The 24,929-nt window shown below is 59.5% G+C and carries 25 protein-coding genes (1 of these 25 running past the window's edge); 10 read left to right on the plus strand and 15 right to left on the minus strand.

The annotated features are described in order from the left end of the window. Together HGP31_RS28330 and HGP31_RS28335 are read left to right on the plus strand one after the other, a co-directional pair. Positions 1-1,238, plus strand: the 3' portion of a protein-coding gene (locus HGP31_RS28330; RefSeq protein WP_033038769.1) for a peptidoglycan DD-metalloendopeptidase family protein. Its footprint begins 199 nt before the window's first position; only the last 1,238 of its 1,437 coding nucleotides appear in the window; its start codon lies off the left edge, out of view; its stop codon occupies positions 1,236-1,238. A 3-nt stretch (positions 1,239-1,241) separates the two neighbouring features. Then, entirely contained in the window at positions 1,242-2,333 is a 1,092-nt protein-coding gene (locus HGP31_RS28335; RefSeq protein WP_033038772.1) for an anhydro-N-acetylmuramic acid kinase, read from the plus strand. A 71-nt stretch (positions 2,334-2,404) separates the two neighbouring features. Here HGP31_RS28335 and erpA read toward each other — a convergent pair whose 3' ends face one another. Together erpA and argC are read right to left on the minus strand one after the other, a co-directional pair. Continuing rightward, positions 2,405-2,755: an iron-sulfur cluster insertion protein ErpA gene (erpA, locus tag HGP31_RS28340; RefSeq protein ID WP_007906865.1), complete on the minus strand. Its 351-nt coding sequence runs from the start codon at positions 2,753-2,755 to the stop codon at positions 2,405-2,407. A gap of 168 nt (positions 2,756-2,923) precedes the next feature. After that, positions 2,924-3,958, minus strand: a complete 1,035-nt coding sequence (gene argC, locus HGP31_RS28345) for an N-acetyl-gamma-glutamyl-phosphate reductase (RefSeq protein ID WP_020798783.1) — start codon at positions 3,956-3,958, stop codon at positions 2,924-2,926. 135 nt (positions 3,959-4,093) lie between these two features. On the opposite strand from argC, the gene hemJ reads away from it, so the two are divergent. From hemJ to coq7, 6 genes are all read left to right on the plus strand, one after another. Further along, the gene (gene hemJ / locus HGP31_RS28350) at positions 4,094-4,522 is read left to right on the plus strand and encodes a protoporphyrinogen oxidase HemJ (protein ID WP_033038776.1); all 429 of its coding nucleotides are present in this window, start codon (positions 4,094-4,096) and stop codon (positions 4,520-4,522) included. Between the two features lie 33 nt (positions 4,523-4,555). Next, positions 4,556-5,524, plus strand: coding sequence for an NAD(P)H-dependent flavin oxidoreductase (locus HGP31_RS28355; protein ID WP_168759025.1), 969 nt, complete (start codon positions 4,556-4,558; stop codon positions 5,522-5,524). Positions 5,525-5,586: 62 nt separating this feature from the next. Then, positions 5,587-6,534, plus strand: a complete 948-nt coding sequence (locus tag HGP31_RS28360) for a DUF805 domain-containing protein (RefSeq protein WP_168759026.1) — start codon at positions 5,587-5,589, stop codon at positions 6,532-6,534. A 61-nt stretch (positions 6,535-6,595) separates the two neighbouring features. Further along, positions 6,596-7,384, plus strand: a complete 789-nt coding sequence (locus HGP31_RS28365; RefSeq protein ID WP_168759027.1) for an SDR family NAD(P)-dependent oxidoreductase — start codon at positions 6,596-6,598, stop codon at positions 7,382-7,384. 71 nt (positions 7,385-7,455) lie between these two features. Beyond that, on the plus strand, positions 7,456-7,794 hold the full coding sequence (locus tag HGP31_RS28370; RefSeq protein WP_007986008.1) for a histidine triad nucleotide-binding protein: 339 nt from the start codon (positions 7,456-7,458) through the stop codon (positions 7,792-7,794). Positions 7,795-7,964: 170 nt separating this feature from the next. After that, positions 7,965-8,612: a 2-polyprenyl-3-methyl-6-methoxy-1,4-benzoquinone monooxygenase gene (gene coq7, locus HGP31_RS28375; protein WP_008061601.1), complete on the plus strand. Its 648-nt coding sequence runs from the start codon at positions 7,965-7,967 to the stop codon at positions 8,610-8,612. A 62-nt stretch (positions 8,613-8,674) separates the two neighbouring features. On the opposite strand, the gene HGP31_RS28380 is transcribed toward coq7, so the two are convergent. Further along, on the minus strand, positions 8,675-9,097 hold the full coding sequence (locus HGP31_RS28380; RefSeq protein ID WP_008061600.1) for an OsmC family protein: 423 nt from the start codon (positions 9,095-9,097) through the stop codon (positions 8,675-8,677). Between the two features lie 228 nt (positions 9,098-9,325). Here HGP31_RS28380 and crp point away from each other — a divergent pair, with 228 nt between their 5' ends. Beyond that, positions 9,326-9,970 carry a cAMP-activated global transcriptional regulator CRP gene (gene crp / locus HGP31_RS28385; protein WP_020798789.1) on the plus strand — a complete coding sequence of 215 codons (645 nt, stop codon included), beginning with the start codon at positions 9,326-9,328 and terminating at the stop codon, positions 9,968-9,970. 10 nt (positions 9,971-9,980) lie between these two features. Here crp and HGP31_RS28390 read toward each other — a convergent pair whose 3' ends face one another. The 4 genes from HGP31_RS28390 to HGP31_RS28405 form a co-directional block, all read right to left on the minus strand. Beyond that, on the minus strand, positions 9,981-10,682 hold the full coding sequence (locus tag HGP31_RS28390) for a lipoate--protein ligase family protein (protein ID WP_020798790.1): 702 nt from the start codon (positions 10,680-10,682) through the stop codon (positions 9,981-9,983). Positions 10,683-10,806: 124 nt separating this feature from the next. Next, positions 10,807-11,643: an indole-3-glycerol phosphate synthase TrpC gene (gene trpC, locus HGP31_RS28395; RefSeq protein WP_020798791.1), complete on the minus strand. Its 837-nt coding sequence runs from the start codon at positions 11,641-11,643 to the stop codon at positions 10,807-10,809. After that, complete coding sequence (gene trpD, locus HGP31_RS28400; protein WP_020798792.1) at positions 11,640-12,689, minus strand: anthranilate phosphoribosyltransferase; 1,050 nt, start codon at positions 12,687-12,689, stop codon at positions 11,640-11,642. Before trpD ends, trpC begins: the two co-directional genes overlap by 4 nt. Before the next feature lie 9 nt (positions 12,690-12,698). Further along, positions 12,699-13,292: an aminodeoxychorismate/anthranilate synthase component II gene (locus HGP31_RS28405; protein WP_168759028.1), complete on the minus strand. Its 594-nt coding sequence runs from the start codon at positions 13,290-13,292 to the stop codon at positions 12,699-12,701. A 406-nt stretch (positions 13,293-13,698) separates the two neighbouring features. Here HGP31_RS28405 and estP point away from each other — a divergent pair, with 406 nt between their 5' ends. Beyond that, positions 13,699-15,606, plus strand: a complete 1,908-nt coding sequence (gene estP, locus HGP31_RS28410) for an esterase EstP (protein WP_083349808.1) — start codon at positions 13,699-13,701, stop codon at positions 15,604-15,606. 178 nt (positions 15,607-15,784) lie between these two features. Here estP and trpE read toward each other — a convergent pair whose 3' ends face one another. The 8 genes from trpE to HGP31_RS28450 form a co-directional block, all read right to left on the minus strand. Then, positions 15,785-17,266 carry an anthranilate synthase component I gene (trpE, locus tag HGP31_RS28415; protein WP_020798795.1) on the minus strand — a complete coding sequence of 494 codons (1,482 nt, stop codon included), beginning with the start codon at positions 17,264-17,266 and terminating at the stop codon, positions 15,785-15,787. 69 nt (positions 17,267-17,335) lie between these two features. Beyond that, positions 17,336-18,154, minus strand: a complete 819-nt coding sequence (locus HGP31_RS28420) for a phosphoglycolate phosphatase (protein ID WP_033044298.1) — start codon at positions 18,152-18,154, stop codon at positions 17,336-17,338. After that, positions 18,151-18,825 carry a ribulose-phosphate 3-epimerase gene (gene rpe, locus HGP31_RS28425; protein ID WP_033044299.1) on the minus strand — a complete coding sequence of 225 codons (675 nt, stop codon included), beginning with the start codon at positions 18,823-18,825 and terminating at the stop codon, positions 18,151-18,153. The genes HGP31_RS28420 and rpe overlap by 4 nt, the downstream gene beginning before the upstream one ends. 80 nt (positions 18,826-18,905) lie before the next feature. Then, on the minus strand, positions 18,906-20,054 hold the full coding sequence (locus HGP31_RS28430) for an iron-containing alcohol dehydrogenase (protein WP_151143548.1): 1,149 nt from the start codon (positions 20,052-20,054) through the stop codon (positions 18,906-18,908). A 221-nt stretch (positions 20,055-20,275) separates the two neighbouring features. Next, a complete protein-coding gene (locus HGP31_RS28435) occupies positions 20,276-21,100 on the minus strand; it encodes an ABC transporter permease (RefSeq protein ID WP_008061581.1) in 825 nt (274 codons plus the stop codon). A gap of 12 nt (positions 21,101-21,112) precedes the next feature. Further along, positions 21,113-22,360 carry an ABC transporter permease gene (locus HGP31_RS28440; RefSeq protein ID WP_033045294.1) on the minus strand — a complete coding sequence of 416 codons (1,248 nt, stop codon included), beginning with the start codon at positions 22,358-22,360 and terminating at the stop codon, positions 21,113-21,115. A gap of 192 nt (positions 22,361-22,552) precedes the next feature. Then, positions 22,553-23,596, minus strand: coding sequence for an ABC transporter substrate-binding protein (locus HGP31_RS28445; RefSeq protein WP_020798800.1), 1,044 nt, complete (start codon positions 23,594-23,596; stop codon positions 22,553-22,555). Positions 23,597-23,644: 48 nt separating this feature from the next. Further along, positions 23,645-24,769 (minus strand): ABC transporter ATP-binding protein, encoded by a 1,125-nt coding sequence (locus HGP31_RS28450; protein ID WP_008061578.1) that lies wholly within the window; start codon positions 24,767-24,769, stop codon positions 23,645-23,647. Positions 24,770-24,929: the final 160 nt, after the last annotated feature.

Raw genomic sequence — 24,929 nt, forward strand, 5'->3', positions numbered from 1 at the left:
TCCAAGCCACAAATGAGCCGGTCGAGTCTCCTTTTGCACAGATCGAAGACAGCCCCCAGGAGCCGCAGGAAACTGCTCAAGCGGCTCCCGCTCCTGCAGCGGTACCTGCACCGGTTGCAGAAGAAAAGAAGGCGCCAAGTCACAGGGAAGTGATCGTCAGCAAAGGCGATACGCTCTCCACGCTGTTCGCAAAAGTCGGCCTTCCAGCCACTTCAGTGCATGACTTGCTGGCCAGCGACAAACAGGCCAAGCAGTTCAGTCAGCTCAAGCATGGGCAGAAACTCGAATTCGAACTGGGTCCGGACGGCCAGCTGACCAGCCTGCATAGCAAGGTCAGCGACCTCGAAACCATCACCCTGACCAAGAACGACAAGGGTTACAGCTTCAACCGCACGACCGCCAAGCCCACCGTGCGTTCCGCCTACGTACATGGCGTGATCAACAGCTCGTTGTCACAGTCCGCTGCGCGTGCAGGCCTGTCGCATAGCCTGACCATGGACATGGCCAGCGTGTTTGGCTACGACGTCGACTTTGCCCAGGATATTCGCCAGGGCGACCAGTTCGACGTGATCTATGAACAGAAAGTGGTCAACGGCAAAGCGGTCGGCAACGGTCCGATCCTGTCCGCACGCTTCACCAACCGCGGCAAGACCTACACCGCCGTGCGCTATACCGACAAGCAAGGCAACAGCAGCTATTACACGGCTGATGGCAACAGCATGCGCAAGGCATTCATCCGCACCCCGGTGGATTTCGCCCGCATCAGCTCGAAATTCTCCATGGGCCGCAAACACCCGATCCTGAATAAGATCCGCGCCCACAAAGGCGTGGACTACGCGGCACCGCGTGGTACGCCAATCAAGGCGGCTGGTGATGGTAAAGTACTGCTGGCAGGTCGCCGCGGCGGTTACGGCAACACGGTCATTCTGCAGCACGGCAATACCTACCGCACGCTGTACGGCCACATGCAAGGCTTCGCCAAAGGCGTCAAGACCGGAGGAACAGTCAAGCAAGGCCAGGTCATCGGCTACATCGGTACTACCGGCCTTTCCACTGGCCCGCATTTGCATTACGAATTCCAGGTCAATGGCGTACACGTCGATCCGCTGGGCCAGAAAGTAGCGATGGCCGACCCGATTTCCAAAGCTGAACGCGCACGCTTCCTGGCGCAGAGCCAACCACTGATGGCCCGCATGGACCAGGAAAGAGCCACCCAGCTAGCTTCGGCCAAGCGCTAGGCCATGGCGCTCTATATAGGTGTGATGTCCGGGACCAGCCTTGATGGCCTGGACATAGCGCTGATCGAGCAAGCCCCGGCGATCAGGCTGATTGCCACCCACTACATCCCGATGCCCGACTCACTGCGCGCCGAGCTGCTTGGCTTGTGCGCCAGCGGTCCGGACGAGATCGCCCGCTCCGCCATTGCCCAACAGAACTGGGTGAAACTGGCAGCGCAGGGTGTTAACGCCCTCCTTGCCCAGCAGCACCTCAAGCCTGACGACATTCGCGCGATTGGCAGTCACGGCCAGACCATTCGCCATGAACCCGCACGCGGCTTCACGGTGCAAATCGGTAATCCGGCCCTGCTGACCGAGCTGACCGGCATCACGGTGGTCAGTGATTTCCGCAGCCGCGACGTTGCCGCTGGCGGGCAAGGCGCACCGCTGGTTCCAGCCTTTCACGAAGCACTTTTTGAAGAGCAGCCTGGCAACCGCGCCGTGCTGAACGTGGGTGGTTTCAGCAACCTCAGCCTGATTGAACCCGGCAAGCCTGTCGCAGGTTTCGACTGCGGCCCGGGAAACGTGTTGCTGGACGCCTGGATTCAGCAACGGCGCGGGGACAACTTTGACCGTGATGGCCAATGGGCTGCCAGCGGCAAAGTCGAACCAGTACTGTTGAAGGCACTGCTCAGCGACCCCTTCTTTGTAACAAAGGGTCCGAAGAGTACCGGCCGCGAAGTCTTCAACCTGCCATGGCTGACCCGGCATCTGGCAGCGCTGCCAGCCTTCGCGGCCGAGGACGTCCAGGCAACGCTGCTGGAACTGACGGCATTGACCATCGTCGAATCGCTGCGCAGTGCCCAGGCCGATACTCAGGAGCTGCTGGTCTGCGGTGGGGGCGCGCACAATGCTGCACTCATGAAGCGCCTGGCCAGCCTGCTACCAGATGCGACCGTCAGCAGCACCGCCACTCACGGCGTAGACCCTGACTGGGTCGAAGCCATGGCTTTCGCCTGGTTGGCTCACTGCTGCCTGGAAGGTATCGCGGCCAATCGCCCGAGCGTCACCGGTGCCCGTGGGCTGCGCGTACTTGGCGCCATCTACCCTGCATAGTTAAATGCCGGACAGCAAAACGCCGCAGGGCCCTGAGGCCATGCGGCGTTTTGATGATTCAGATGCGCTGATCAGATCGAGAACGAAGAGCCACAGCCACAGGTGGTGGTAGCGTTCGGGTTCTTGATGACGAAACGCGAGCCTTCCAGACCTTCCTGATAATCCACCTCGGCTCCTGCCAGGTACTGGAAGCTCATCGGATCGACAACCAGACTCACACCTTCGCGCTCAACGATGGTGTCGTCATCGGCCACTTCCTCATCAAAAGTGAAGCCGTACTGAAAACCTGAACAACCGCCGCCCGTAACGAATACGCGCAGCTTCAAGCGATCATTCCCCTCTTCATCGACCAGGCTCTTCACCTTGTGCGCGGCACCGTGGGTGAATTGCAAAGCCGTGGGGGTGAAGGATTCGACGCTCATGCTGACTATCTCCCGGCGTTAAGCCGTCATATTGCGTGATGACGCGCATTATCCGCTTCTCCTAGAAAAGCGGTCAACTATTGTTATGGTATATCAAGCAACCCAGTCGCTCGGCCGGAAATGCAAAAAGGCCCGTTCAACGGGCCTTTTGCTGAGTGCAATATAGCCTTACGGCAACATGCCCGCGTGGGACAAGCCCAGACGTTCGTCCAGCCCGAACAGGATGTTCATGTTCTGCACGGCCTGACCCGACGCGCCTTTGACCAGGTTGTCGATCACCGACAGCACGACCACCAGATCGCCGTCCTGAGGGCGGTGCACGGCAATACGGCACACGTTGGCGCCTCGCACGCTGCGGGTTTCCGGATGGCTGCCGGCAGGCATGACATCGACGAACGGCTCGTTCGCATAACGTTTTTCAAACAGCGCCTGCAGGTCCACCGAGCGATCCACGACGGTCGCGTAGAGCGTGGAGTGGATGCCACGGATCATCGGGGTCAGGTGCGGCACGAAGGTCAGGCCAACGTCCTTGCCCGCCGCACGACGCAAACCCTGGCGAATTTCCGGCAGGTGGCGATGCCCTTTGACTGCGTAAGCCTTCATGCTTTCCGATGTCTCGGAGTACAGCGAACCCACAGCAGCACCACGACCGGCACCGCTGACGCCGGACTTGCAGTCGGCGATCAGGCGCGAAGCATCGGCCAGGCCCGCTTCGAGCAATGGCAGGAAACCCAACTGCGTAGCGGTCGGGTAGCAACCCGGCACAGCGATCAGGCGCGCCTTCTTGATCTGCTCGCGATTGACTTCCGGCAGGCCATAGACCGCTTCATCCAACAGTTCAGGAGCACCGTGTGGCTGGCCGTACCATTTCGCCCACTCATCAGCGTCTTGCAGACGGAAGTCCGCAGACAGGTCGATGACCTTGGTGCCGGCTGCCAGCAATTCACCCGCCAGGGCATGCGCTACGCCGTGAGGGGTGGCAAAGAACACCACGTCGCAAGCGCCCAGGGTCTTGATGTCCGGGACACTGAACGCCAAACCGTCGTAGTGGCCTCGCAGGTTCGGGTACATGTCGGCCACGGCCAGGCCGGCCTCGGATCGGGAAGTGATCACCACCACTTCAGCTTGCGGATGTTGTGCCAACAGACGCAACAGTTCGACACCGGTGTAACCCGTGCCGCCGACGATACCGACCTTGACCATAAACCTGCCCTCAACGAACCCACTGGAAAGCCGTCGATAATAGGGCCCGTATCGTCCTGCGACAACCGGCAAGGTGACGTGCGGGACCGCAAGCCTCTACTATCCGGACTACCGTGAACCTGGGAATAACCAAAAATGCTTTATCTGTGGCTCAAAGCTTTCCACATCATCAGTGTCGTCTGCTGGTTTGCCGGCCTGTTCTACCTGCCGCGCCTGTTCGTCTACCACGCCCAAAGCGAAGACACCGTCAGCAAGGAGCGCTTCAGCATCATGGAGCGCAAGCTGTACCGGGGCATAATGGGACCGGCGATGATCGCCACGCTGATCTTCGGTGGCTGGCTCATCTACCTCAATCCAGGCATCTTCAGCCAGGGTGGCTGGATACACGCCAAACTGACCTTGGTCGTGTTGCTGATCGGCTACCACCATATGTGCGGCGCGCAGGTAAAGCGCTTTGCCCGTGGCGAAAATACCCGCAGCCATGTCTTTTATCGCTGGTTCAATGAAGTGCCGGTTCTGATATTGCTGGCGATCGTAATTCTGGTCGTCGTTCGGCCGTTCTAAATCCAATAGTTATCACTCACCGGGGTACTTCAAATGTCGCTGCCCGCTCTGCTTGAACAACGCTTGCGCTTGCCCGTAGTGGCCGCGCCGATGTTCCTGATTTCCAACCCGCAACTGGTGCTTGCCTGCTGTCGCAACGGCGTAGTGGGCAGTTTTCCAGCGCTGAATCAACGCGAGAGCAGTGGTTTCAAGGCTTGGCTGGAGGAAATCGAGGCGCAGCTGGCGACTCTGGAAAACCCTGCGCCCTACGCGGTGAACCTGATTGTGCACAACAGCAATCCGCGCTTGCAGGCGGACCTGGATATCTGCATCGAACACGAAGTGCCGATCGTGATCACCAGCCTGGGCGCCGTTAAGGAAGTAGTCGATGCGGTCCACGGCTATGGCGGCCTGGTTTTCCATGATGTGACGACCCGTCGTCATGCCGAGAAAGCCGCCGAGGCGGGTGTGGACGGGCTGATTGCCGTCGCAGCGGGTGCCGGCGGACATGCTGGCACCTGGAGCCCGTTCTCGCTGATCGCCGAAATCCGCGAGTTTTTCGACAAGACGCTACTGCTGGCCGGGTGCCTGAACCACGGCCACGAAATTCTCGCAGCACAATTGCTCGGTGCGGACCTGGCCTACTTCGGCACACGATTTATCGGTACCACTGAAAGTCACGCGCCTGACGCCTACAAAGAGATGCTGCTGACGTCCAGAGCCGCCGATATCATCCATACTCCAGCAGTGTCGGGGGTACCGGCAAGCTTCATGCGCCAAAGCCTGGAGGCCGCCGGATTCGACACGGCAGCGCTGCAAAACAAGGGAGAGGTCAATTTCGGCTCCAAACTCAAACCCATCAGCGATGAAGCCAAAGCCTGGAAAACTGTGTGGTCCGCGGGCCAGGGCGTCGGTGAAATCGATGACTTGCCAAGCGTCGAACAATTGATCGCACGTCTCGACGCCGAGTACCGCAAGGCACAGGAGCAAGCAGAGCAACTGCGCCAACACTGGCCGCGCTGAGCAACCACTCAAGCAGCGGCTGGCCATTCGTATCGATGACTTGCGACAAGGACGCCTGGGCAATGAACGAAAACCATTACAAGATCGTGTTTGACGGCACTTTGTTGCCGGGGGTTGATATCAACACGGCTAAACTCAATCTCGCTGCGCTGTACAAGAGCGACGTCAGCTCTATCGAGCGCCTGTTCAATGGTCGACCGATAGCATTAAAGAGCAACCTGTCACAAGCTGATGCACAGGCCTATCTTCAAGCCCTGAGGAACACCGGTGTCGATGCCCGGATCGAGGCGCAACCTACGATCGAGCCAGACTTGGCCGATGTTCACGATCCTGTCTCTGCAGCGCCGCCCCAGTCCCCGTATTCGCCACCCCAGGCAAGCCTCGGCGAAAGACTGCCGGAGTTCGCCGTACTCAAACCCTTCGGCGTCGAAGGTCGCATCGGGCGCCTGCGTTTTCTGGCGTGGACGATGGTGCTGAGCCTGGTGACCCTTCCCGTTGTCGGCGTGTTTGCGCTAATCGGCCTGGGCCTGGTCAGTGGCGACTCCACCACCGGACTGATCATCGGCGGCATCTTCGCCTTCTTCCTGTTCTTGGCGTTCGTGGTGATCAGTGTTCTGTTCACCATTCAGCGTTTGCACGATATAGGCTGGTCGGGCTGGCTCTGGCTCCTGAACCTGGTTCCGTTCGTAGGCAGTTTCTTCCCGCTGGTGATCATGGTCATGCCAGGCAACATCGGCGCGAACCGCTATGGCCCGCCTCCCCCGCCCAACAGCACGGCGGTCAAGGTTTTGTGCGCGTTGTGGATTGTGTTTATCGGGTTATTTACCGTCGGTGCAATGGTGGGTGGAATCTCGGCAATCCAGCAAGAGTATGAAGACACCCTCGAAAGCAGCTACCAAAGCGGCTCGATGACCACTGACGAAATCGATGTCGAAGTCGAACCGCAAGCAAATTCGCCAGCCGAGGCAGCCGAAGAAGCCCCGCCCCCTGTAGACTCTGCGAAAGAATGAACAGCGCTCCCCGCCCGTGACACCTGCGTCGCGGCGCGGAGCTGTTGCGATGGAGAATGGCATGACCCGTTACGCTCTGATCACTGGCGCTTCCAGCGGCATCGGCCTGGCGATGGCTGAAGCGCTGGCCCGGCGCGGCCGCAGCCTGATTCTGGTGGCTCGACAGCGTGATCAGCTGGAAAGCATTGCGATTGAACTGACCCAACGTTTTGGCGTGGAAGTGTTGTTCCGTGCCTGCGATCTGGGCGAGCCACTGCGCCTGTCGGGCTTCCTGCTGGAACTGGAGGAAGGTGACCGGCAAATCGACCTGCTGGTCAACTGCGCCGGCATTGGCACTTGCGGCCCGTTCCTGGCTCAAGACTGGATGACCGAACAGGATTTGATTGAAGTGAACATTCTGGCACTCACTCGCCTGTGCCATGCCATCGGTAACAGCATGGCGTTACAGGGTGGCGGTCAAATTCTGAACGTCGCTTCGGTCGCGGCGTTCCAGCCCGGGCCGTGGATGAGCACTTACTACGCGAGCAAGGCCTATGTACTGCACTTTTCCGAAGCCCTGCGCGTCGAGCTGAAAAAATGCGCGGTCCAGGTCTCGGTGCTCTGCCCCGGCCCGACTCGCACGGCGTTTTTCCGCACCGCGCAACTGAACGACGACAAACTGTCCAACAGTAAAATGCTGATGAGTCCGGAGGAAGTCGCGCTCTATACCGTGCGAGCCCTGGAGAAAAATCGCGCAATCATTATTCCGGGGCGACGCAACCGCTGGTTCGCCACCCTGCCCCGGTTCGGCTCGCGCTGGCTGATCAGGACGATCACCGGCATGGTCATCAAGGCTCACTGCCCGCGCTGAAGGTAAAACACTGGGCGGGTACACCCGGCATGGGTACACTCGGGCCAGCCCAAACAACGGAGAAAACAGCTGTGGATACTCTGTTCACCAAGATCATCAACCGGGAAATCCCGGCGAAGATCATTTACGAGGACGACCAGGTACTGGCCTTCCACGATATCGCCCCGCAGGCACCGGTGCACTTCCTGGTGGTCCCGAAGAAGCCGGTACGTACCCTGAACGACCTGACCGAGGACGACAAGGCCCTGGCTGGACACATCCTGTTCACCGCCCAGCGCCTGGCCCTGGAACTGGGTTGCGAAAAAGGTTTCCGAGTTGTCATGAACTGCAATGAAGAAGGTGGGCAGACTGTCTATCACATTCATATGCATGTACTGGGACAGCGTCAGATGCACTGGCCGCCGGGCTGATTCAATACACACTCCCGTAGGAGCCAGGCTTGCCGGCGATGACGTCATTGAGATCGCCATCGCCGGCAAGCCTGGGTCCTACAAGGCGAGCCTGCGTCGAAATGACCCAACGCAAACCTTCCCCGGCCGATTGGGTTAAACTGGCCGCCGAGATTCCTCCGGAGGTCAGCATGACTACCCAACGTCACTACTCGCCAATTGATCGCCTTCTGCTGCAAGCCGATGCCGCGATGCGGACCCTGCTGCCCTTCAGCGGCCAGCCCTACCGTCCGTCGCCGGCCATTGTACAGCCCGATGCGAAATTGAGCGATGAAGACACTCGCCACGTTGCCGGGCTGATGCGCATCAACCATACCGGTGAAGTCTGCGCCCAGGCGCTGTACCAAGGGCAGGCCCTGACTGCCAAGCTGCCGCAAGTGCGCATCGCGATGGAGCACGCCGCCGAAGAAGAAGTCGACCATCTGGCGTGGTGTGAGCAACGCATCCATCAATTGGGTAGCCACACCAGCATTCTCAATCCGCTGTTTTATGGCATGTCGTTCGGGATAGGCGCTGTTGCAGGCCTGATCAGCGACAAAGTCAGCCTGGGTTTTGTCGCAGCGACAGAAGATCAGGTGTGCAAGCACTTGAATGAACACCTGGAGCAACTGCCGGCCGAGGATGAAAAATCCCGGGCGATTCTCGAGCAGATGCGCATCGATGAAGAACAGCATGCCGAAAGCGCACTGGAGGCTGGCGGCTTTCGCTTTCCGGCACCGGTAAAGTTCGGGATGAGCTTGATGGCCAAGGTCATGACCAAGAGTACTTATCGGATCTGACCGGCTGCACCGGAAACAAAAAAGGCGACGGCCCTGAGGCAGTCGCCTTTTTTGATCTCGATTCAACCCAGCTCGATGATCTCGTAGTCGTGGGTGATCTCTACACCTGCCGCACCGAGCATGATCGAAGCCGAGCAATATTTTTCAGCGGACAGTTCGATAGCGCGCTTGACCTGCGCTTCCTTCAGGCCACGCCCCTTGACCACAAAATGCATGTGGATCTTGGTGAAAACCTTCGGATCTTCAGTCGCACGCTCAGCTTCAAGGAACGCCTCGCAGCTCTCGACCGCCTGACGGGACTTCTTGAGGATGCTAACCACATCGAAATTGCTGCAACCGCCGACACCCAGCAGGAGCATTTCCATCGGCCGGACACCCAGGTTACGGCCGCCGGCATCGGGCGGACCGTCCATGACCACGACATGACCGCTGCCGGATTCGCCGAGGAACATGGCTTCGCCAGCCCATTGGATGCGTGCCTTCATCGCCAAGACTCCACTGTCTAAAAAAGGGTCGCCAGCTTAGCACAGGCCCCTTGGTTGACAGTGATTGGCGTCCTAGGACATAACCATCAGCGCTGTAGGTAAAATCTCGAATATTGCAAGAAGTGTCTGGTAAGCTGGCGCCAATTCGCTGGCGCTTGGCCAGCTGAGCCGCAATGTCCGCAATTCATAAAAACCCAACACACCGTGCAGTCTTTTCGGGATACAACCATGGTTGCTATTGCCCCCACCCTCAAGATGAAAAACCTCGACAAGCTGTTGATGCATTGCCAGCGCCGTCGCTATCAGGCCAAGAGCAACATCATTTGCGCCGGTGACCGCTCGGAGACGCTGTTCTTCATCATCAAGGGTTCGGTCACCATCCTGATCGAAGACGACGACGGTCGGGAAATGATCATCGCCTACCTGAACGCCGGGGATTTTTTCGGTGAGTTGGGTCTGTTTGAGCAGGCCGGCCACGAACAGGAACGCAGTGCCTGGGTGCGGGCCAAGGTCGAATGCGAAGTGGCAGAAATCAGCTACGCGAAATTCCGCGAATTGTCTCAGCAGGATCCGGACATTCTTTACGTACTAAGCGGACAGATCGCACAACGCCTGCGCAACACCACCCGCAAGGTCGGTGACCTGGCGTTTTTCGACGTCACCGGTCGCGTCGCCCGCTGCCTGCTTGAACTGTGCAAGCAGCCAGATGCCATGACCCATCCCGATGGCATGCAGATCAAGGTGACCCGTCAGGAAATCGGACGGATCGTTGGCTGCTCCCGGGAGATGGTCGGACGTGTGCTCAAGGATCTGGAGGAGCGCAACCTGGTGGATGTCAAAGGCAAGACCATGGTGGTCTTCGGTACGCGCTGAGCACGTAAATCTAGCCGTTGAACATGTGCCCAAGCATTCGACGGTAGAGTTCATCAAGACGTTCCAGCGCATCCGGCGCGGTGAACTTCTCATGCAAGGCGATGTGGCTTTCTGCCCGCACCCGTTGCTCCAGACCGCAGGCCTCATTAAAGCGATTGACCGCCGCGACCATCGATTCGCGCTCGTTATCCAGCAACATCGCACCATGAACCAGCCCTACTGGACGCTGACCACCTTGGCTCTGGCGCCAGCGCTGGGCAGTACCAACCATCTTGCGCCCATCCAGATTGACGTTGAAGCGGCCATCACAGAAGGCACCGTCGATTTCGCCCAGGGACGAAGTGCCCCCCAGCTCATCCAGCAACTGGCAGATCGGATCACATAGACGCCGGTAGCCGGTCTCGATACGGTTCAGATCCCCTTCGCTACGCGGTGGCGCGTAAACCAGAGCGATGTTGAGGGTTGTCGCTGATTGCGGAACGGGTTCACCACCGGTATCGCGCAACAGCACCGGCCAGCCTGCAGCGGCGGAGACTTCGCAGGCGTGTTCGAAACCTGGCAAGCGATTCAAGCGGCGCGGCATTACCAATGCCTGGTCGCTGGGCTGCCAGAACAGCAGCCCAAATTCCGCGTCGCCAGCACAGACCGAGGCCAGCAGATCCTGCTCGGCCTGAAGGCCGCCTTCGATGGTCAGAGAAACAGGTGAGGTCACAAGGTACTCCGTAAGACAAAAAGTCTGTGGTGTTTCTTATGCCGCTATCGCGAGCAGGCTCGCTCCCACAGTTGATTGTGGTTACCCTCAAACCCTGTAGGAGCAAGCTTGCTCGCGATGCTTTTCAGTCGAGAGTCGAACCGCTGACAGGAATGCCGCGCTCAGGGAAGAACAGTCGTTGCAGTTCAGTGCCCGGATTTTCGGCGCGCATGAACGCCTCGCCAACCAGGAACGCGTAGACATCGCTGATTTCCATCAACTCGACATCGGCGCGATTGAGGATGCCGCTTTCAGTGATCACCAGACGATCTCGCGGGATACGCGGCAACAGGTCGAGGGTAGTTTCCAGGCTAACCTCGAAGGTGTGCAGGTTGCGGTTGTTGATGCCGACCAGCGGCGTGTCGAGGGTTTTCAAGGCCCGCTCCAGCTCATCGCCATCGTGGACTTCCACCAGCACATCAAGGTTGACGCTTTTGGCCACGGCCGCCAGCTCGGCCATTTTCACGTCGTCCAGCGCGGAGACGATCAACAGCACGCAGTCGGCGCCAAGGGCACGAGCTTCGACGATCTGGTACGGATCGATCATGAAGTCCTTGCGAATGACCGGCAGTGTGCACGCCGCGCGGGCCTGCTGCAGGTACAGGTCAGCGCCCTGGAAATAATCAATATCGGTAAGCACCGACAGACAGGTCGCGCCGCCCTTCTCGTAGCTCTTGGCAATATCGGCAGGAACGAAGTTCTCGCGGATCACGCCTTTGCTCGGCGAAGCCTTCTTGATTTCAGCAATGACTGCAGGCTCTTTCAGCTTGGCCTGAGCCAGCAAAGCCTTGGCAAAACCACGGGGTGCATCGGCCGCCTTGGCCAGACTTTCCAGCTCGGCGAGGCTGACGCGAGCGCTACGCTCGACAACTTCCTCGGCTTTGCGCGCCAGAATGTTTTCCAAAACCGTCGGTACACTCATCCCTCATTCTCCACTTTGAATACCGCGGTAAACGCACCCAGTTCCTCGAGTTTTTCCCGAGCAAGGCCGGTGTGCAGCGCATCGTGCGCCAAGGCAACGCCTTCTTTCAGGCTGCTGGCATGGTCAGCCGCGTACAGCGCGGCACCAGCATTGAGCATGATCATCTCGGCAGCTTTCTGACCGTTTTCGGTCTTTCGCTTGCCCAGGGCGTCGCGAATCAGCTCCAGGGAGGCCGCCGGGCTTTCCACCGCCAGGCCATGCAGGCTCTGGCTTTTCATGCCCAGGTCTTCCGGTTCGACCCAATATTCAGTGATCTGATCGTTTTTCAGTTCCGCGACAAAGGTCGGTGCTGCCAGGCTGAATTCGTCCAGACCATCCTTCGAATGCACCACCAGCACGTGTTTGCTGCCCAAACGCTGCAACACTTCAGCAAGCGGCCGGCACAACGCCTGGGTGAATACACCCACTACCTGATGTTTCACACCGGCCGGATTCGTAAGCGGGCCAAGCATGTTGAACAGAGTGCGCAAGCCAAGCTCCTTGCGCGGGCCGGCGGCATATTTCATGGCACTGTGATGAGTCTGGGCAAACATGAAGCCGATGCCGACGTTATCGATGCAGCGCGCCACCTGGACCGGGGTCAGGTTCAGGTAGATGCCGGCTGCCTCCAGCAAATCGGCACTGCCGCTTTTACCCGAGACCGCGCGGTTGCCGTGCTTGGCCACCGTGCAACCGGCCGCCGCGACCACAAAGGATGACGCAGTCGACACGTTGAAGATGTTGGCACCGTCACCGCCAGTACCGACCACATCGACCACGCCGTCGAGGGTCTTGAGTTCGACCGTGTCTGCCAGTTCACGCATGACCGACACCGCGCCGACGATTTCGTCGATGCTTTCGCTCTTCATGCGCATGGCCATCATGAACGCGCCGATCTGCGCGTCCGTGCATTGCCCGGTCATGATTTCGCGCATCACGTCGCGCATTTCATCGGTGCTGAGGTCGAGCTGTTCGACGATACGGCCCAGGGCTGTCTTGATGTTCATGAAAGGTCCTTAGCGCGTGCCGCCGGTTTGTTTGAGGAAGTTAGCGAACAACTCGTGTCCCTGTTCGGTAAGAATCGACTCAGGGTGGAACTGCACGCCTTCGATGTTCAGGGTCTTGTGGCGCAGGCCCATGATCTCGTCGACCGAACCATCTTCCAGTTGGGTCCAGGCGGTCAGCTCGAGGCAATCAGGCAGGGTTTCGCGCTTGACGATCAATGAATGATAGCGGGTAACCGTCAGCGGCATGCTCAGGCCTTCGAAGACACCTTTGTCTTCATGGAACACCGGGCTGGTCTTGCCGTGCATGACCTGGCGCGCGCGAACCACATCGCCACCAAAGGCCTGGCCGATGGACTGATGGCCCAGGCAGACACCGAGGATCGGCAGTTTGCCGGCGAAATGCTTGATCACATCAATCGAGACGCCGGCTTCAGTTGGAGTGCAAGGACCGGGAGAAACGACGATGCGCTCAGGATTGAGGGCTTCGATTTCGGCGACGGTAAGTTCATCGTTGCGCACGACTTTGACCTGGGAGCCCAGCTCACCAAGGTATTGCACAACGTTGTAGGTAAAAGAGTCGTAGTTATCGATCATCAGCAACATGGCGTTAAGAACCTCTTGAATTCACTGACTTGATTCAGCCTTCGAATGATTTACCCGCAGCGTCCTGCACTTTGGCGGACGCTGGATTCGCGCAGCAAAGCGGTGTGTCTGACGGGTAAAGAAGGCAAAGCGGTAAAGATCCGGTCGGGCCGGCAGAAGGATTCAGGCGCGCCAACGCCAGCGGGCGTGTGCCTTGATGACTTGATCCAGGAGTTTGCTGACGATCAACACGGGGAAGGTCTCATTTATACGTCTTGGCACAGTAACTTAGCTGGGCAGAGCGTGCAATATGGGGCGATCGAAGCAAGTGAAACATTCGGCAAGTTCGCGCCGAATGGCATGAGGCTCTATAGTTTTTTGGCACTGTCGTTTACCCCACTAAAACAAGAAACAAACGGACTTGCTCATGATCAGACAGACGCTGTTTGCACCGCTTGCCGGTTGCTTGCTCGCCTTGGCTTACGCTCAGGCGATTGCGGCGCCCAATCCTTACTCCAACTTCATCGTCTTCGGTGACAGCCTCAACGATGCGGGGCAGTTTACCGACGCGGGCGGCCCTCCCGGTTCGACTCTGCGCTTCACCAACCGGGTAGGGCCGACTTATCAGGACGGCAGTGGCGAAGTCTATTCCGCCAACTCAACCCAGTTGCTCGGGGGCAGGCTTGGCTTCTCAGCGGACCAGACTGCCGCTTCGACTTCAGCCGCACGCGCCGTCCAGGGCCTGCCAGACGGTAACAACTGGGCCGTCGGCGGCTACCGCACCGACCAGATCCTCGATTCAATCACCACGTTATCCGCCACCGGCGAACGTGCACGAGCGGGCTATTTGCCGACCAACAACTTCCGCGCCGATCCGAACGCGCTGTATTACCTCTCCGGCGGCGGTAACGACTTTCTTCAGGGACGTGTGCAAAGTGGCGCCCAGGCGAATGCCGCGGCGGACCGACTGGCCAACAGCGTTCAGGTTCTGCAAACAGCCGGCGCCCGCTACATCATGGTCTGGCTGTTGCCTGACCTGGGCTTGACCCCTGCCATCAATGGCAGCCCTCTGCAGGGACCGACCTCGCAACTGAGCGCGGCCTTCAACCGGCAACTGGTCACTCGACTGGCGGGCATCGATGCCGAAATCATCCCGCTGAACATTCCACTGTTGCTGCAGGAAACCTTCGCCGATCCCGCGCGATTCGGTTTTGCCACCGGGCAGAACCTGACCGCGACTTGCTTCAGCGGCGACGGCTGCACCGAAAACGCCGCCTTTGGCATCAACAGCGCCACCCCCGACCCCAGCAAGCTGGTTTATAACGACGGGGTTCATCCGACCGAAGCCGGGCAAAAGCTGGTGTCCGACTACGCCTATTCCTTACTCGCTGCACCCTGGGAACTGACGCTGCTGCCGGAAATGGCCCACGCCACGCTACGCGCGCATCAGGATGAACTGCGCAGCCAATGGCAATCCGACTGGGAAAGCTGGCAGGCGGTCGGCCAATGGCGGGCCATTGTGGCCGGGGGCGGCCAGCACCTCGATGTGGACCATCAAAGCAGCGGCGCCGATGCCGATGGCAACGGCTACAGCTTGAACATTGGCGGCAGCTATCGCCTCAATGAAGCCTGGCGAGTAGGTGTGGCGGCAGGCTTCTATCGTCAGAATCTGGAGGCAGGCAATAACGATTCGGACTACAAGCTCAACAGCTACCTGGCCACGGCATTCGCCCAATTCCAGCAGAACCGGTGGTGGGCCGATGCCGCATTGACCGGCGGCAAGCTGGATTACGACAATCTCAAACGCAAATTTGATCTAGGCGCGGGTGAGGGTGCGGAGAAAGGCGACACCGATGGCTATCTCTGGGCATTCAGCACACGCCTGGGCTATGACATTGCGCAGCCGGGCAGTGAATGGCACCTGTCGCCGTTCATCAGTGCCGATTACGCCAAAGTGGAAGTCGACGGTTATTCGGAAAATACCAGTCGCTCCACGGCGCTGACCTTTGATGATCAGAAACGCGATTCGAAACGTCTCGGTGCCGGGCTTCAGGGTAAGTATCAGATCACCTCGCAGACCCAGGTGTTTGGCGAATATGCCTACGAGCGTGAGTATGAAGATGACGTACAGAAGGTGAACATCGCCCTCAATAGCTTGCCGTCACTCGATTTCACGCTTGCTGGCTATACACCGCAGAGCCACTTGAACCGCGTGAGCCTGGGGATCAGCCACAAGTTGACGGCCGATCTTGCGCTGCGTGGCGGGTATACGTTGCGCAAGGATGATGACTTTACCCAGCAAGGGATTTCCGTTGGGGTTGCGCTGGACTTCTGATCAAGCAAACAGCCAACATAAAAAACGCGGCGCCTTTACGGGCGCCGCGTTTTTTTTATGCTGGTGAAGCCATTGTGGGAGCGAGCCTGCTCGCGATAGCGGTGGATCAGGCTAAATCAAAGTTGGCTGTGCCGGCTCCTTCGCGAGCAGGCTCGCTCCCACATTGTTAGTGGCGAATTCAGGCGTCCGGGGTTTGTTCCGCCAGGGCCACTGCACGGAACATCGCGCGTCGTTTGTTCAGGGTTTCTTCCCATTCCAACGCTGGCACCGAGTCGGCAACGATGCCGCCACCGGCCTGCACATGCAGCTCGCCGTTCTTGATCACCGCCGTACGGATCGCAATGGCGGTGTCCATGTTGCCGTTCCAGGCGAAGTAGCCGACGGCGCCGCCGTAGACACCGCGCTTGACCGGTTCCAATTCGTCGATGATTTCCATCGCACGAATCTTCGGTGCGCCAGACAAGGTGCCCGCCGGCAGAATCGCCCGCAGTGCGTCCATGGCCGTCAGGCCGGCCTTCAATTGGCCGGTGACGTTGGACACGATGTGCATCACGTTGGAGTAACGCTCAATGACCATTTTCTCGGTGAGTTTCACCGACCCGATTTCCGATACGCGACCCGTGTCGTTACGACCGAGGTCGATCAGCATCAGGTGCTCGGCAATTTCCTTGTCGTCCGACAGCAGGTCCTTTTCCAGTGCCACATCGGCCTCTTCGTTGGCCCCGCGTGGACGGGTGCCGGCGATCGGGCGCACGGTGATCAGATTGTCTTCGACCCGCACCAGCACTTCTGGCGAACTGCCGACAACGTGGAAGTCGCCGAAGTTGAAGAAGTACATGTAAGGCGTCGGGTTGAAGCAGCGCAGCGCTCGGTAAAGATCGATGGGGGCTGCCTTGAAGTCGATCGACATGCGCTGGGACGGCACGACCTGCATGCAGTCACCGGCCAGGATGTATTCCTTGATGGTGTCGACGGCTTTTTCGTAATCGTTCTGGGTGAAACTGGAACGGAACACCGGATCGGCTGACTGCTGCTTGCTGAAGTCCAGGCCACGGCGCGGGGTAATTGGCTGGCGGAGTTTTTCCAGCAACTCTTCCAGGCGCGTGCGGCCTTGCTCGAAGGCGTCTTCCTGGGCCGGATCGGCCAGGACGATTGCATGCATCTTGCCGGCGAGGTTATCGAACACCACCACCGCGTCGGACACCATCAGCAGAATGTCCGGCACGCCCAACGGGTCCGGGTTCGGGCATTTGCCCAGACGCTTTTCCACATAACGCACGCAGTCATAACCGAAGTAGCCCACCAGGCCGCCGTTGAAGCGCGGCAGACCGGCAATCGTCGGCACGTTGTAACGGGCCTTGAAGGTTTCGACGAAGGCCAGTGGGTCTTCTACATCGTGGCTTTCAGTCTCGACACCGTCGATGGTCACGCTGACGTGATGGTCGTGCACCCGCAGCACAGTGCGGCACGGCAGGCCGATGATCGAGTAACGACCCCACTTCTCGCCACCCTGCACGGACTCCAGCAAATAGGAGTTGGGCTCGTCGGCCAGTTTCAGGTAGATCGATAGCGGCGTATCGAAGTCGGCCAGGGTTTCGCAAGCAAGCGGGATGCGGTTATAGCCGGCAGCGGCCAAACGCAGGAATTCTTCGCGGATCATGAGGTGCCTCGTGGCTTGAGGGTCAAACAGTCAGGTATGCAAACGCGCCGGACAACCGGCAAGGATCAGTCAGGCGCGCCAACGCCAGCGGGCCAGGGCCTTGATGACTTTCATCCAGAGTTTGCGAGTGACCACCACGATGGCGTTTCCAGAAGGGGGTTGGACAGCGTCGGCCAACGTTATCTCAGCGGCCGGGTCCAGGCAACCGCGAATTAGCTTGCGCAGGTCGTCGATCACCAGTGCCGGTGACTCTTCGGCAATCGGCCGGCCGTGGTTGTAGCCGTAGCTCAAGGCCACGCACTTGACCCCCGCCGCTTTCGCCGCCTGTACATCACTGCGCGAGTCGCCGACGAACAAGGATTGCGAGGCCGGGATATTGGCCATCTTCATTACGAAAAACAGCGCAGCCGGGTCGGGTTTTTTCTGTGGCAGGGTGTCGCCGCCAATGATCCACTTGAAATATCGGCCGATTTTCATCTGATCCAGCAGCGGCGCGACGAAGCGCTCCGGCTTGTTGGTAATCAGCGCCATCTCGACGCCCTGCTTTTGCAGCCATTTAAGCGTATCGCGCACACCGGGGTAGACCACGGTCAACCCATGGCTATCGGCATACGCCTGCATGAAAATCTCCAGCGCGCTGTCGGCCTCGGCGTCATCGACCTTCGAGTGGTCGATACCGCCGGCCAGGGCACGGCGCACCAGCACCGGCGCGCCATTACCCACCCATTCACGCACCGCTTCGATACCGGCCGGTGCTCGACCGAGCTTGAGCAGCATCTTGTCCACCGCCACCGCCAGGTCCGGGACCGAGTCGACCAAGGTGCCATCCAGGTCGAACATCACCAGTCGAGGCAGGGTTCCGGGAAACAGCTGCTCAAAGCCACTCATGGGCGGGCCAGCGCCAGTTCGGAACGCATTTTTTCAATCACTTCCTGGTAGTTCGGTGCATTGAAGATCGCCGAACCGGCAACAAAGGTGTCAGCACCCGCCGCAGCGATTTCACGAATGTTGTTCACGTTGACGCCACCGTCGATTTCCAGGCGAATGTCACGACCCGACGCGTCGATCAGCGCCCGCGCCTCACGCAGCTTGTCGAGGGTGCCAGGGATGAACTTTTGCCCGCCGAAGCCCGGGTTGACGCTCATCAGCAGGATCATGTCGACCTTGTCCATCACGTACTTGAGCACGTCCAGCGGCGTTGCCGGGTTGAACACCAGGCCCGACTTGCAACCGCCTTCACGGATCAGTTGCAGGGAGCGGTCGATGTGCTGGGTAGCCTCCGGGTGGAAGGTGATGTAGGTCGCGCCGGCTTCGATGAAGTCACCGACAATGCGGTCCACCGGGCTGACCATCAGGTGCGCGTCGATCGGCGCGGTCACGCCGTACTTGCGCAGCGCCGAGCAGACCATCGGGCCGATGGTCAGGTTCGGCACGTAGTGGTTGTCCATGACATCGAAGTGCACGAAGTCGGCGCCGGCGGCCAGGACGTTGTCCACTTCTTCGCCCAGGCGGGCGAAGTCGGCGGAAAGAATCGACGGAGCAATTACGAAGGGCTGCATGACGCACCTTTTCTGAGCAGAATCACGATGGCGCGCATTGTATACCTCATGCTTTGGCCCGCGCACCGAAAGCGCGATGATCAGTAGGCCGCCCGGTAGATTTTCTCGATATCGACAGCACTCAACCGGCGCGGATTGTTGCGCATCAGGCGCTCGATCCCTGCTGCCTCCACGGCCATCGCCGCAATCGCATCCTCGGGAACCCCGACACTGCGCAGGCCTTGGGGGATTTCCACCGCCGCGCACAACGCGGTCATGGCCTCTACAGCTTTGTCGGCCGCTTCATTGGCGCTCAGATGAGCCGTCCTCACCCCCATGGCTTCGGCGATATCCTGCATACGTTCAATGCAGGCCATCTTGTTCCAGGTCATGACATGGGACAGCAGCAAGGCATTGCTCACGCCATGGGCGATATTGAAGCGCCCTCCCAAGGGATACGCCAGCGCATGCACCGCACCCACCCCGGCATTACCGAATGCCATGCCCGCCATCAGGCTCGCGGTGGCCATGTCTTCACGGGCCTGCAGGTTGGACGGGTTGGCGTAGGCCTTGGGCAGCGCCTTGGCGATCAGTTTTATGGCGCCGATGGCCAGGGCGTCGGTAATCGGCGAGGCATTGACCGACAGATAGGATTCGATGGCATGCACCAGCGCATCGACGCCGCTGGCCGCCGTGACCCCGCGCGGACAAGTCAGCGTCATCTGCGGGCTTACCAATGCCACGTCCGGCAACAAGTAATCGCTGACGATGCCTTTCTTCAACTGCGCGACCTTGTCGGAAAGGATCGCCACGTTGGTGACTTCCGAACCGGTGCCGGCCGTGGTGGGGATGGCGATCAGTGGCGGGCCTTTGCGTGGCACCTGGTCAACCCCGAACAAATCTTCGAGGGCGCCGTGGTAACCGGCGTAGGCCGCCACGCTTTTAGCGATGTCGATGGCACTCCCACCGCCCAGGCCAATCAAGCCGTCATGCCCCCCATCGCGATAAACCCGCATGCAGTCTTCGACGATGGCGATTTCCGGGTCCGGCAACACCCGGTCAAAAATCTCATAAGTGCGCCCCCCAAGCTGGGCCAGCGCCAGCTCTACCGTGCCGGACTTGACCAAGGCAGCGTCGGTGACGATCAGCGGGTGGTCGATGTCCAGGCGCATCAGCTCGACGGACAACTGCTCGATGGCCGCTGCGCCGGTGATCAGTTTGTGGGCGATCTTGAAGGAGGAAAGACTCATGTGCGCAGCCTCTTATGGATGTGGGAGCTGGGCACAAGAGTAGCTGGGGTTTGAGGGTTGGCTGATATTCAGGTAGTGAATGAACCATGCTCGCGAATCAGCACAAAAACAACGGTGGGAGCGAGCCTGCTCGCGAAGACGGCTGAGTGCTCGACATTTGAGTCGACTGACACTCCGCTTTCGCGAGCAGGCTCGCTCCCACAGTGGATCGGTGTGAAGTTTTAGACCTGCGCAGTACGCAGTTTCTCGCTGCGCCCACGCAGCCACTCCAGGGTCAGGAGCAGGATCACCGAGAAGGCGATCAGCAGCGTCGCGGCGGCGGCGATGGTCGGGCTGAGGTTTTCGCGGATGCCGCTGAACATCTGCCGTGGCAAAGTCGCTTGCTCGGGGCCGGCGAGGAACAGCGTCACCACCACCTCATCGAAGGAAGTGGCGAAGGCAAACAAAGCACCGGAAATCACCCCGGGCGCAATCAACGGCAAAGTCACCCGACGGAACGCCGTCAGCGGCGAAGCGCCGAGGCTGGCCGCCGCGCGCACCAGGTTCTGGTTAAACCCTTGCAAAGTCGCCGACACGGTGATGATCACGAACGGCACGCCCAACACCGCATGCACCACAATCAGCGAAAAGAAGCTGTTGCCCAGGCCCAACGGCGCAAAGAACAGATAGCTGGCCACACCAATGATCACCACGGGCACCACCATCGGCGAAATGACCAGCGCCATCACCAGCGGTTTACCGGGGAAGTCGCCACGGGTCAGGCCGATGGCCGCCAGCGTACCGAACACCATGGCCAGCACCGTAGCGGCCGGCGCGACGATGATGCTGTTCTTCAGGGCGCGCATCCATTCCGCCGAGGCGAAAAAGTCGTGATACCACTGCAGCGAGAAGCCTTGCAGCGGGTACACCAGGAAACTGCCGGAGTTGAACGACAGCGGGATGATCACCAGCACCGGCAGGATCAGGAACAACAGAATCAAGCCGCAGAGAATCCGCAAGCTGTAGAACCACACCCGCTCGATGGGCGACATATAAGGACTCAGCATTTCATTCTCCCCTTAGCTCAGGCGCAGGCGACTGGCGCCCACCAGCCAGCTGTAAATCAGATAAAGCACCACGGTCGCCAGGAGCAACAGGCCACCGAGTGCGGTCGCCATGCCCCAGTTGATGCTGGTGTTGGTGTAGAAGGCGACGAAGTAGCTGACCATCTGATCGTTCGGGCTGCCCAGCAACGCCGGGGTGATGTAGTAGCCGATGGCGAGGATGAACACCAACAGGCAACCGGCGCCGACACCGGCATAGGTTTGCGGGAAGTACACCCGCCAGAAGCTGGCGAATGGATGGCACCCCAGGGAAATCGCCGCACGCATGTAGGTCGGCGAGATGCCTTTCATCACGCTGTAGATCGGCAGGATCATGAACGGCAGCAGGATGTGCACCATCGAGATGTAGACACCGACGCGGTTGAACACCAGCTCCAGCGGCTTATCAATGATGCCCATGGCCATCAGGCCGCTGTTGATCAAGCCACCCGATTGCAGCAATACGATCCACGCGGCAACCCGAACCAGGATCGAGGTCCAGAACGGTAGCAGCACCAGAATCATCAGCAGGTTGCTCTGGCGCGATGGCAGGTTCGCCAACAGGTAAGCCAGGGGATACGCGAGTACCAGGCAGATCACGGTGATGATCAGGCCCATCCAGAAAGTTCGGGCAAAGATGTCGAGGTAGATCGCCTGGTCCGGGGTGGCCGGGGCGATTTCGCCGAGGTCGTCGATGCGGTGATCGACCGCGGCCAGCAGATAGTACGGCGTAATGTTGCTGGTATTGCGGCGTACGGCTTGCCAGTAGGCCGGGTCACCCCAGCGCTCGTCGAGACCTTCCAGCGCTTCTTTATAAGAGGCCGGTTCAGCGGCGAACGGCAAGGCGCGGGCGGTTTTGGTCAGCAGGCTACGATAGCCGGCCAACTCCATGTTCAAGCGCTTGGACAAATCGCCCAGGGTCTGATTCTTGCGCGCTTCGGCGAGGTCTTCGCTGGCCGCCTTGTAGACCGGTTCGGCAGGCAGGCCTCGGCCGTCCCAACTGGCGATGGCCGCCACGGTGCGCGGCATGCCACCGACCACTTCCGGGTTACCCACGCTTTTGTAGAGCAGCGCCACGATTGGCACCAGGAACACCAGCAACAGGAACAGCACCAGCGGCGCGATCAACGCCTGGGCCTTCCAGCGGTTGACCCGCTCGGCGTGCTTGAGCCGCTGCTTCAAGGTGGGGTCAGTGCCCGCGTTCACGGGAACGGCGATAGCCATGGCGTACTCCGGAAATCTTTGGATGGGCGGCATCAAACAGCGCGATGCCGCATTACATCAATGTTCTTGAACCATTCACTGGCCCCTGTAGGAGCTGGCGCAGCCTGCGATCTTTTGGCGGCTTAGAGACCGCTGAAGATCAAAAGATCGCAGCCTTCGGCAGCTCCTACAGCGTAAGCCCGCGCTGCGGTCTTACTTCGCAGCCCAGGAATTGAAGCGCTGTTCCAGTTGCTCGCCGTTGTCAGCCCAGAAGCTGACGTCGATCTGTACCTGGTTGGCGATGTTTTCCGGGGTGGTCGGCATGTCCTTCAGGACATCCTTGGCCAGCAACGGTACGGCCTGGGTATTGGCTGGGCCGTAGGCGATGTTTTCCGAGTAGGTCTTCTGCTGCTGTGGTTGTACCGAGAAGGCGATGAATTTCTTCGCCGCTTCTGCACGCTTGGCATCCAGACCTTTTGGAATGGCCCATGCGTCGAAGTCGTAGATTCCGCCGTTCCACACCACTTTCAGGTTGCTTTCTTTCTGCACGGCGGCGATGCGGCCGTTGTAGGCCGAGCTCATGACCACGTCACCGGAAGCGAGGTATTGCGGCGGTTGTGCGCCAGCTTCCCACCACTGGATGTTGGGCTTGAGTTCGTCGAGTTTCTTGAACGCGCGATCCTGTCCATCTTTACCGGCCAGCACTTTATAGACGTCTTTTGGCGCAACGCCGTCAGCCATCAGTGCGAACTCCAGGGTGTACTTGGCGCCTTTACGCAGGCCTCGCTTGCCTGGGAATTGCTTGGTGTCCCAGAAATCCGCCCAGCTGGTCGGCGCGGTTTTCAGCTTGTCGGCGTTGTAGGCCAACACGGTCGACCACACGAAGAAACCTACGCCGCATGGCTGGATAGCGCCTTTGACGTAGTCTTCGGTCTTGCCGAACAGGGCCGGGTCGAGTTGCTCGAACATGTCTTCGTCGCAACCACGGGACAGTTCTGGTGATTCGACTTCTACCAGATCCCAGGACACGCTCTTGGTGTCGACCATGGCCTTGACCTTGGCCATCTCACCGTTGTATTCGCCCGCCACGATCTTGCCGTTGCCTGCCGCTTCCCACGGTGCGTAGAAGGCTTTGACCTGCGCCGCCTTGTTCGCCCCGCCAAAGGACACCACGGTCAGGTCCGGGCCAGCTGCCATTGCGCTTGCTGCCCCCATCATGCCCAGTGCCAGAGCGGTGAATTTCAGGGATCTCAACATTTATTGTTCTCTCCACGTGCAGGGTTTGTGTTGTTGAAGCCGGGGCGATCAGTTCGCCTCTAGAATGGGATCGAGCGCGCGAACGTGTTCGACCTGCCAGCCAAGCGGAACCACGTCACCGACCGCGAGCGCAGGATCGAGCTCGGCAATCGGTTGTTTCACGAAGAAGTCGGTCTTGCCACAGACCTCCAGGCGAACCCGGACGTGGTCGCCCAGATAGATGAATTCCGCTACCCGTCCCGAGAAGCGGTTGATGCAAGACTCGCTGGAGCCATTGAGACTCACGCGTTCCGGGCGAATGGACAAGGTCACCGGTTCACCGGTCTTGCCGACGTTCACCGCCAGGGCTTCAACTTTTTCACCACGGCCCAGTTCGACCACGCAACGGTCGCCGGTCTGGCTGTGCAGACGGCCGTTAAGACGGTTGTTTTCGCCAATGAAGTTGGCGACGAAGGTGTTTTTCGGCTCTTCATACAACGTACGTGGAGGCGCGATCTGCTGGATCTCGCCCTGATGGAAAACGGCCACACGGTCGGACATGGTCAGGGCTTCGCCCTGGTCGTGGGTCACGTAGACCACGGTCACACCCAGACGCTGGTGCAGGTGCTTGATTTCCATCTGCATGTGTTCGCGCAACTGTTTATCCAGTGCGCCGAGGGGTTCGTCCATCAGCACCAGTTGCGGCTCGAACACCAGTGCGCGGGCCAGCGCCACGCGCTGCTGCTGGCCACCGGACAGTTGTGCCGGATAACGCTGGGCAAAGGCATCGAGCTGCACCATGCTCAGGACTTTCTTGACCTTATCGCTGACGTCGCTTTTGTTCAGCCCGCGCACAGTCAGAGGGAACGCCAGGTTCTCGGCAACCGTCATGTGCGGGAACAACGCATAGTTCTGGAAGACCATGCCGATGTCACGCTTGTGCGGCGGCACGTTGTTGATGGCGCGTCCGGCCAGCAGGATCTCACCTGCTGTCGGAGTTTCGAAACCGGCGAGCATCATCAGGCTGGTGGTTTTGCCGGAGCCTGAGGGGCCGAGCAAGGTGAGGAATTCGCCTTTGCGAATGTCCAGGTTGAGGTCCTTGACGATCAGGTTCTCGCCATCGTAGCTCTTCTGCACTCCACGAAAGCTGACCAGAACATCATTGGCCCCTGCGCTTGAATCGACCTGGCTCATACCCACACCTTTGTTGTTGATGACTGCTGTGGACTAAGCCTAGTGGACGCTGGGACCTGCGCAAATCGGGGGGCAAGAGAGAATCGCCTCAGCCATATGGAAGGCTGGGGGTAGGGATTGCCCTACAAGGATGGCGCGCTTTGGCAAGCGCAGCGGCGAG

The sequence above is a fragment of the Pseudomonas umsongensis genome, assembly GCF_012647205.1.
GTDB lineage: Bacteria > Pseudomonadota > Gammaproteobacteria > Pseudomonadales > Pseudomonadaceae > Aquipseudomonas > Aquipseudomonas umsongensis.

What these genes read in the sequence shown, in the direction of transcription:
- HGP31_RS28440 (WP_033045294.1), bottom strand. Translation starts at nt 22,360, where the DNA reads ATGGCTATCGCCGTTCCCGTGAACGCGGGCACTGACCCCACCTTGAAG.
- HGP31_RS28450 (WP_008061578.1), bottom strand. Translation starts at nt 24,769, where the DNA reads ATGAGCCAGGTCGATTCAAGCGCAGGGGCCAATGATGTTCTGGTCAGC.
- HGP31_RS28435 (WP_008061581.1), bottom strand. Translation starts at nt 21,100, where the DNA reads ATGCTGAGTCCTTATATGTCGCCCATCGAGCGGGTGTGGTTCTACAGC.
- crp (WP_020798789.1), top strand. Translation starts at nt 9,326, where the DNA reads ATGGTTGCTATTGCCCCCACCCTCAAGATGAAAAACCTCGACAAGCTG.
- trpC (WP_020798791.1), bottom strand. Translation starts at nt 11,643, where the DNA reads ATGAGTGTACCGACGGTTTTGGAAAACATTCTGGCGCGCAAAGCCGAG.
- HGP31_RS28355 (WP_168759025.1), top strand. Translation starts at nt 4,556, where the DNA reads ATGTCGCTGCCCGCTCTGCTTGAACAACGCTTGCGCTTGCCCGTAGTG.
- HGP31_RS28365 (WP_168759027.1), top strand. Translation starts at nt 6,596, where the DNA reads ATGACCCGTTACGCTCTGATCACTGGCGCTTCCAGCGGCATCGGCCTG.
- coq7 (WP_008061601.1), top strand. Translation starts at nt 7,965, where the DNA reads ATGACTACCCAACGTCACTACTCGCCAATTGATCGCCTTCTGCTGCAA.
- HGP31_RS28405 (WP_168759028.1), bottom strand. Translation starts at nt 13,292, where the DNA reads ATGTTGCTGATGATCGATAACTACGACTCTTTTACCTACAACGTTGTG.
- HGP31_RS28335 (WP_033038772.1), top strand. Translation starts at nt 1,242, where the DNA reads ATGGCGCTCTATATAGGTGTGATGTCCGGGACCAGCCTTGATGGCCTG.
- hemJ (WP_033038776.1), top strand. Translation starts at nt 4,094, where the DNA reads ATGCTTTATCTGTGGCTCAAAGCTTTCCACATCATCAGTGTCGTCTGC.
- erpA (WP_007906865.1), bottom strand. Translation starts at nt 2,755, where the DNA reads ATGAGCGTCGAATCCTTCACCCCCACGGCTTTGCAATTCACCCACGGT.
- HGP31_RS28420 (WP_033044298.1), bottom strand. Translation starts at nt 18,154, where the DNA reads ATGAGTGGCTTTGAGCAGCTGTTTCCCGGAACCCTGCCTCGACTGGTG.
- trpD (WP_020798792.1), bottom strand. Translation starts at nt 12,689, where the DNA reads ATGAACATCAAGACAGCCCTGGGCCGTATCGTCGAACAGCTCGACCTC.
- HGP31_RS28360 (WP_168759026.1), top strand. Translation starts at nt 5,587, where the DNA reads ATGAACGAAAACCATTACAAGATCGTGTTTGACGGCACTTTGTTGCCG.
- estP (WP_083349808.1), top strand. Translation starts at nt 13,699, where the DNA reads ATGATCAGACAGACGCTGTTTGCACCGCTTGCCGGTTGCTTGCTCGCC.
- trpE (WP_020798795.1), bottom strand. Translation starts at nt 17,266, where the DNA reads ATGATCCGCGAAGAATTCCTGCGTTTGGCCGCTGCCGGCTATAACCGC.
- HGP31_RS28445 (WP_020798800.1), bottom strand. Translation starts at nt 23,596, where the DNA reads ATGTTGAGATCCCTGAAATTCACCGCTCTGGCACTGGGCATGATGGGG.
- HGP31_RS28430 (WP_151143548.1), bottom strand. Translation starts at nt 20,054, where the DNA reads ATGAGTCTTTCCTCCTTCAAGATCGCCCACAAACTGATCACCGGCGCA.
- HGP31_RS28380 (WP_008061600.1), bottom strand. Translation starts at nt 9,097, where the DNA reads ATGAAGGCACGCATCCAATGGGCTGGCGAAGCCATGTTCCTCGGCGAA.
- rpe (WP_033044299.1), bottom strand. Translation starts at nt 18,825, where the DNA reads ATGCAGCCCTTCGTAATTGCTCCGTCGATTCTTTCCGCCGACTTCGCC.
- argC (WP_020798783.1), bottom strand. Translation starts at nt 3,958, where the DNA reads ATGGTCAAGGTCGGTATCGTCGGCGGCACGGGTTACACCGGTGTCGAA.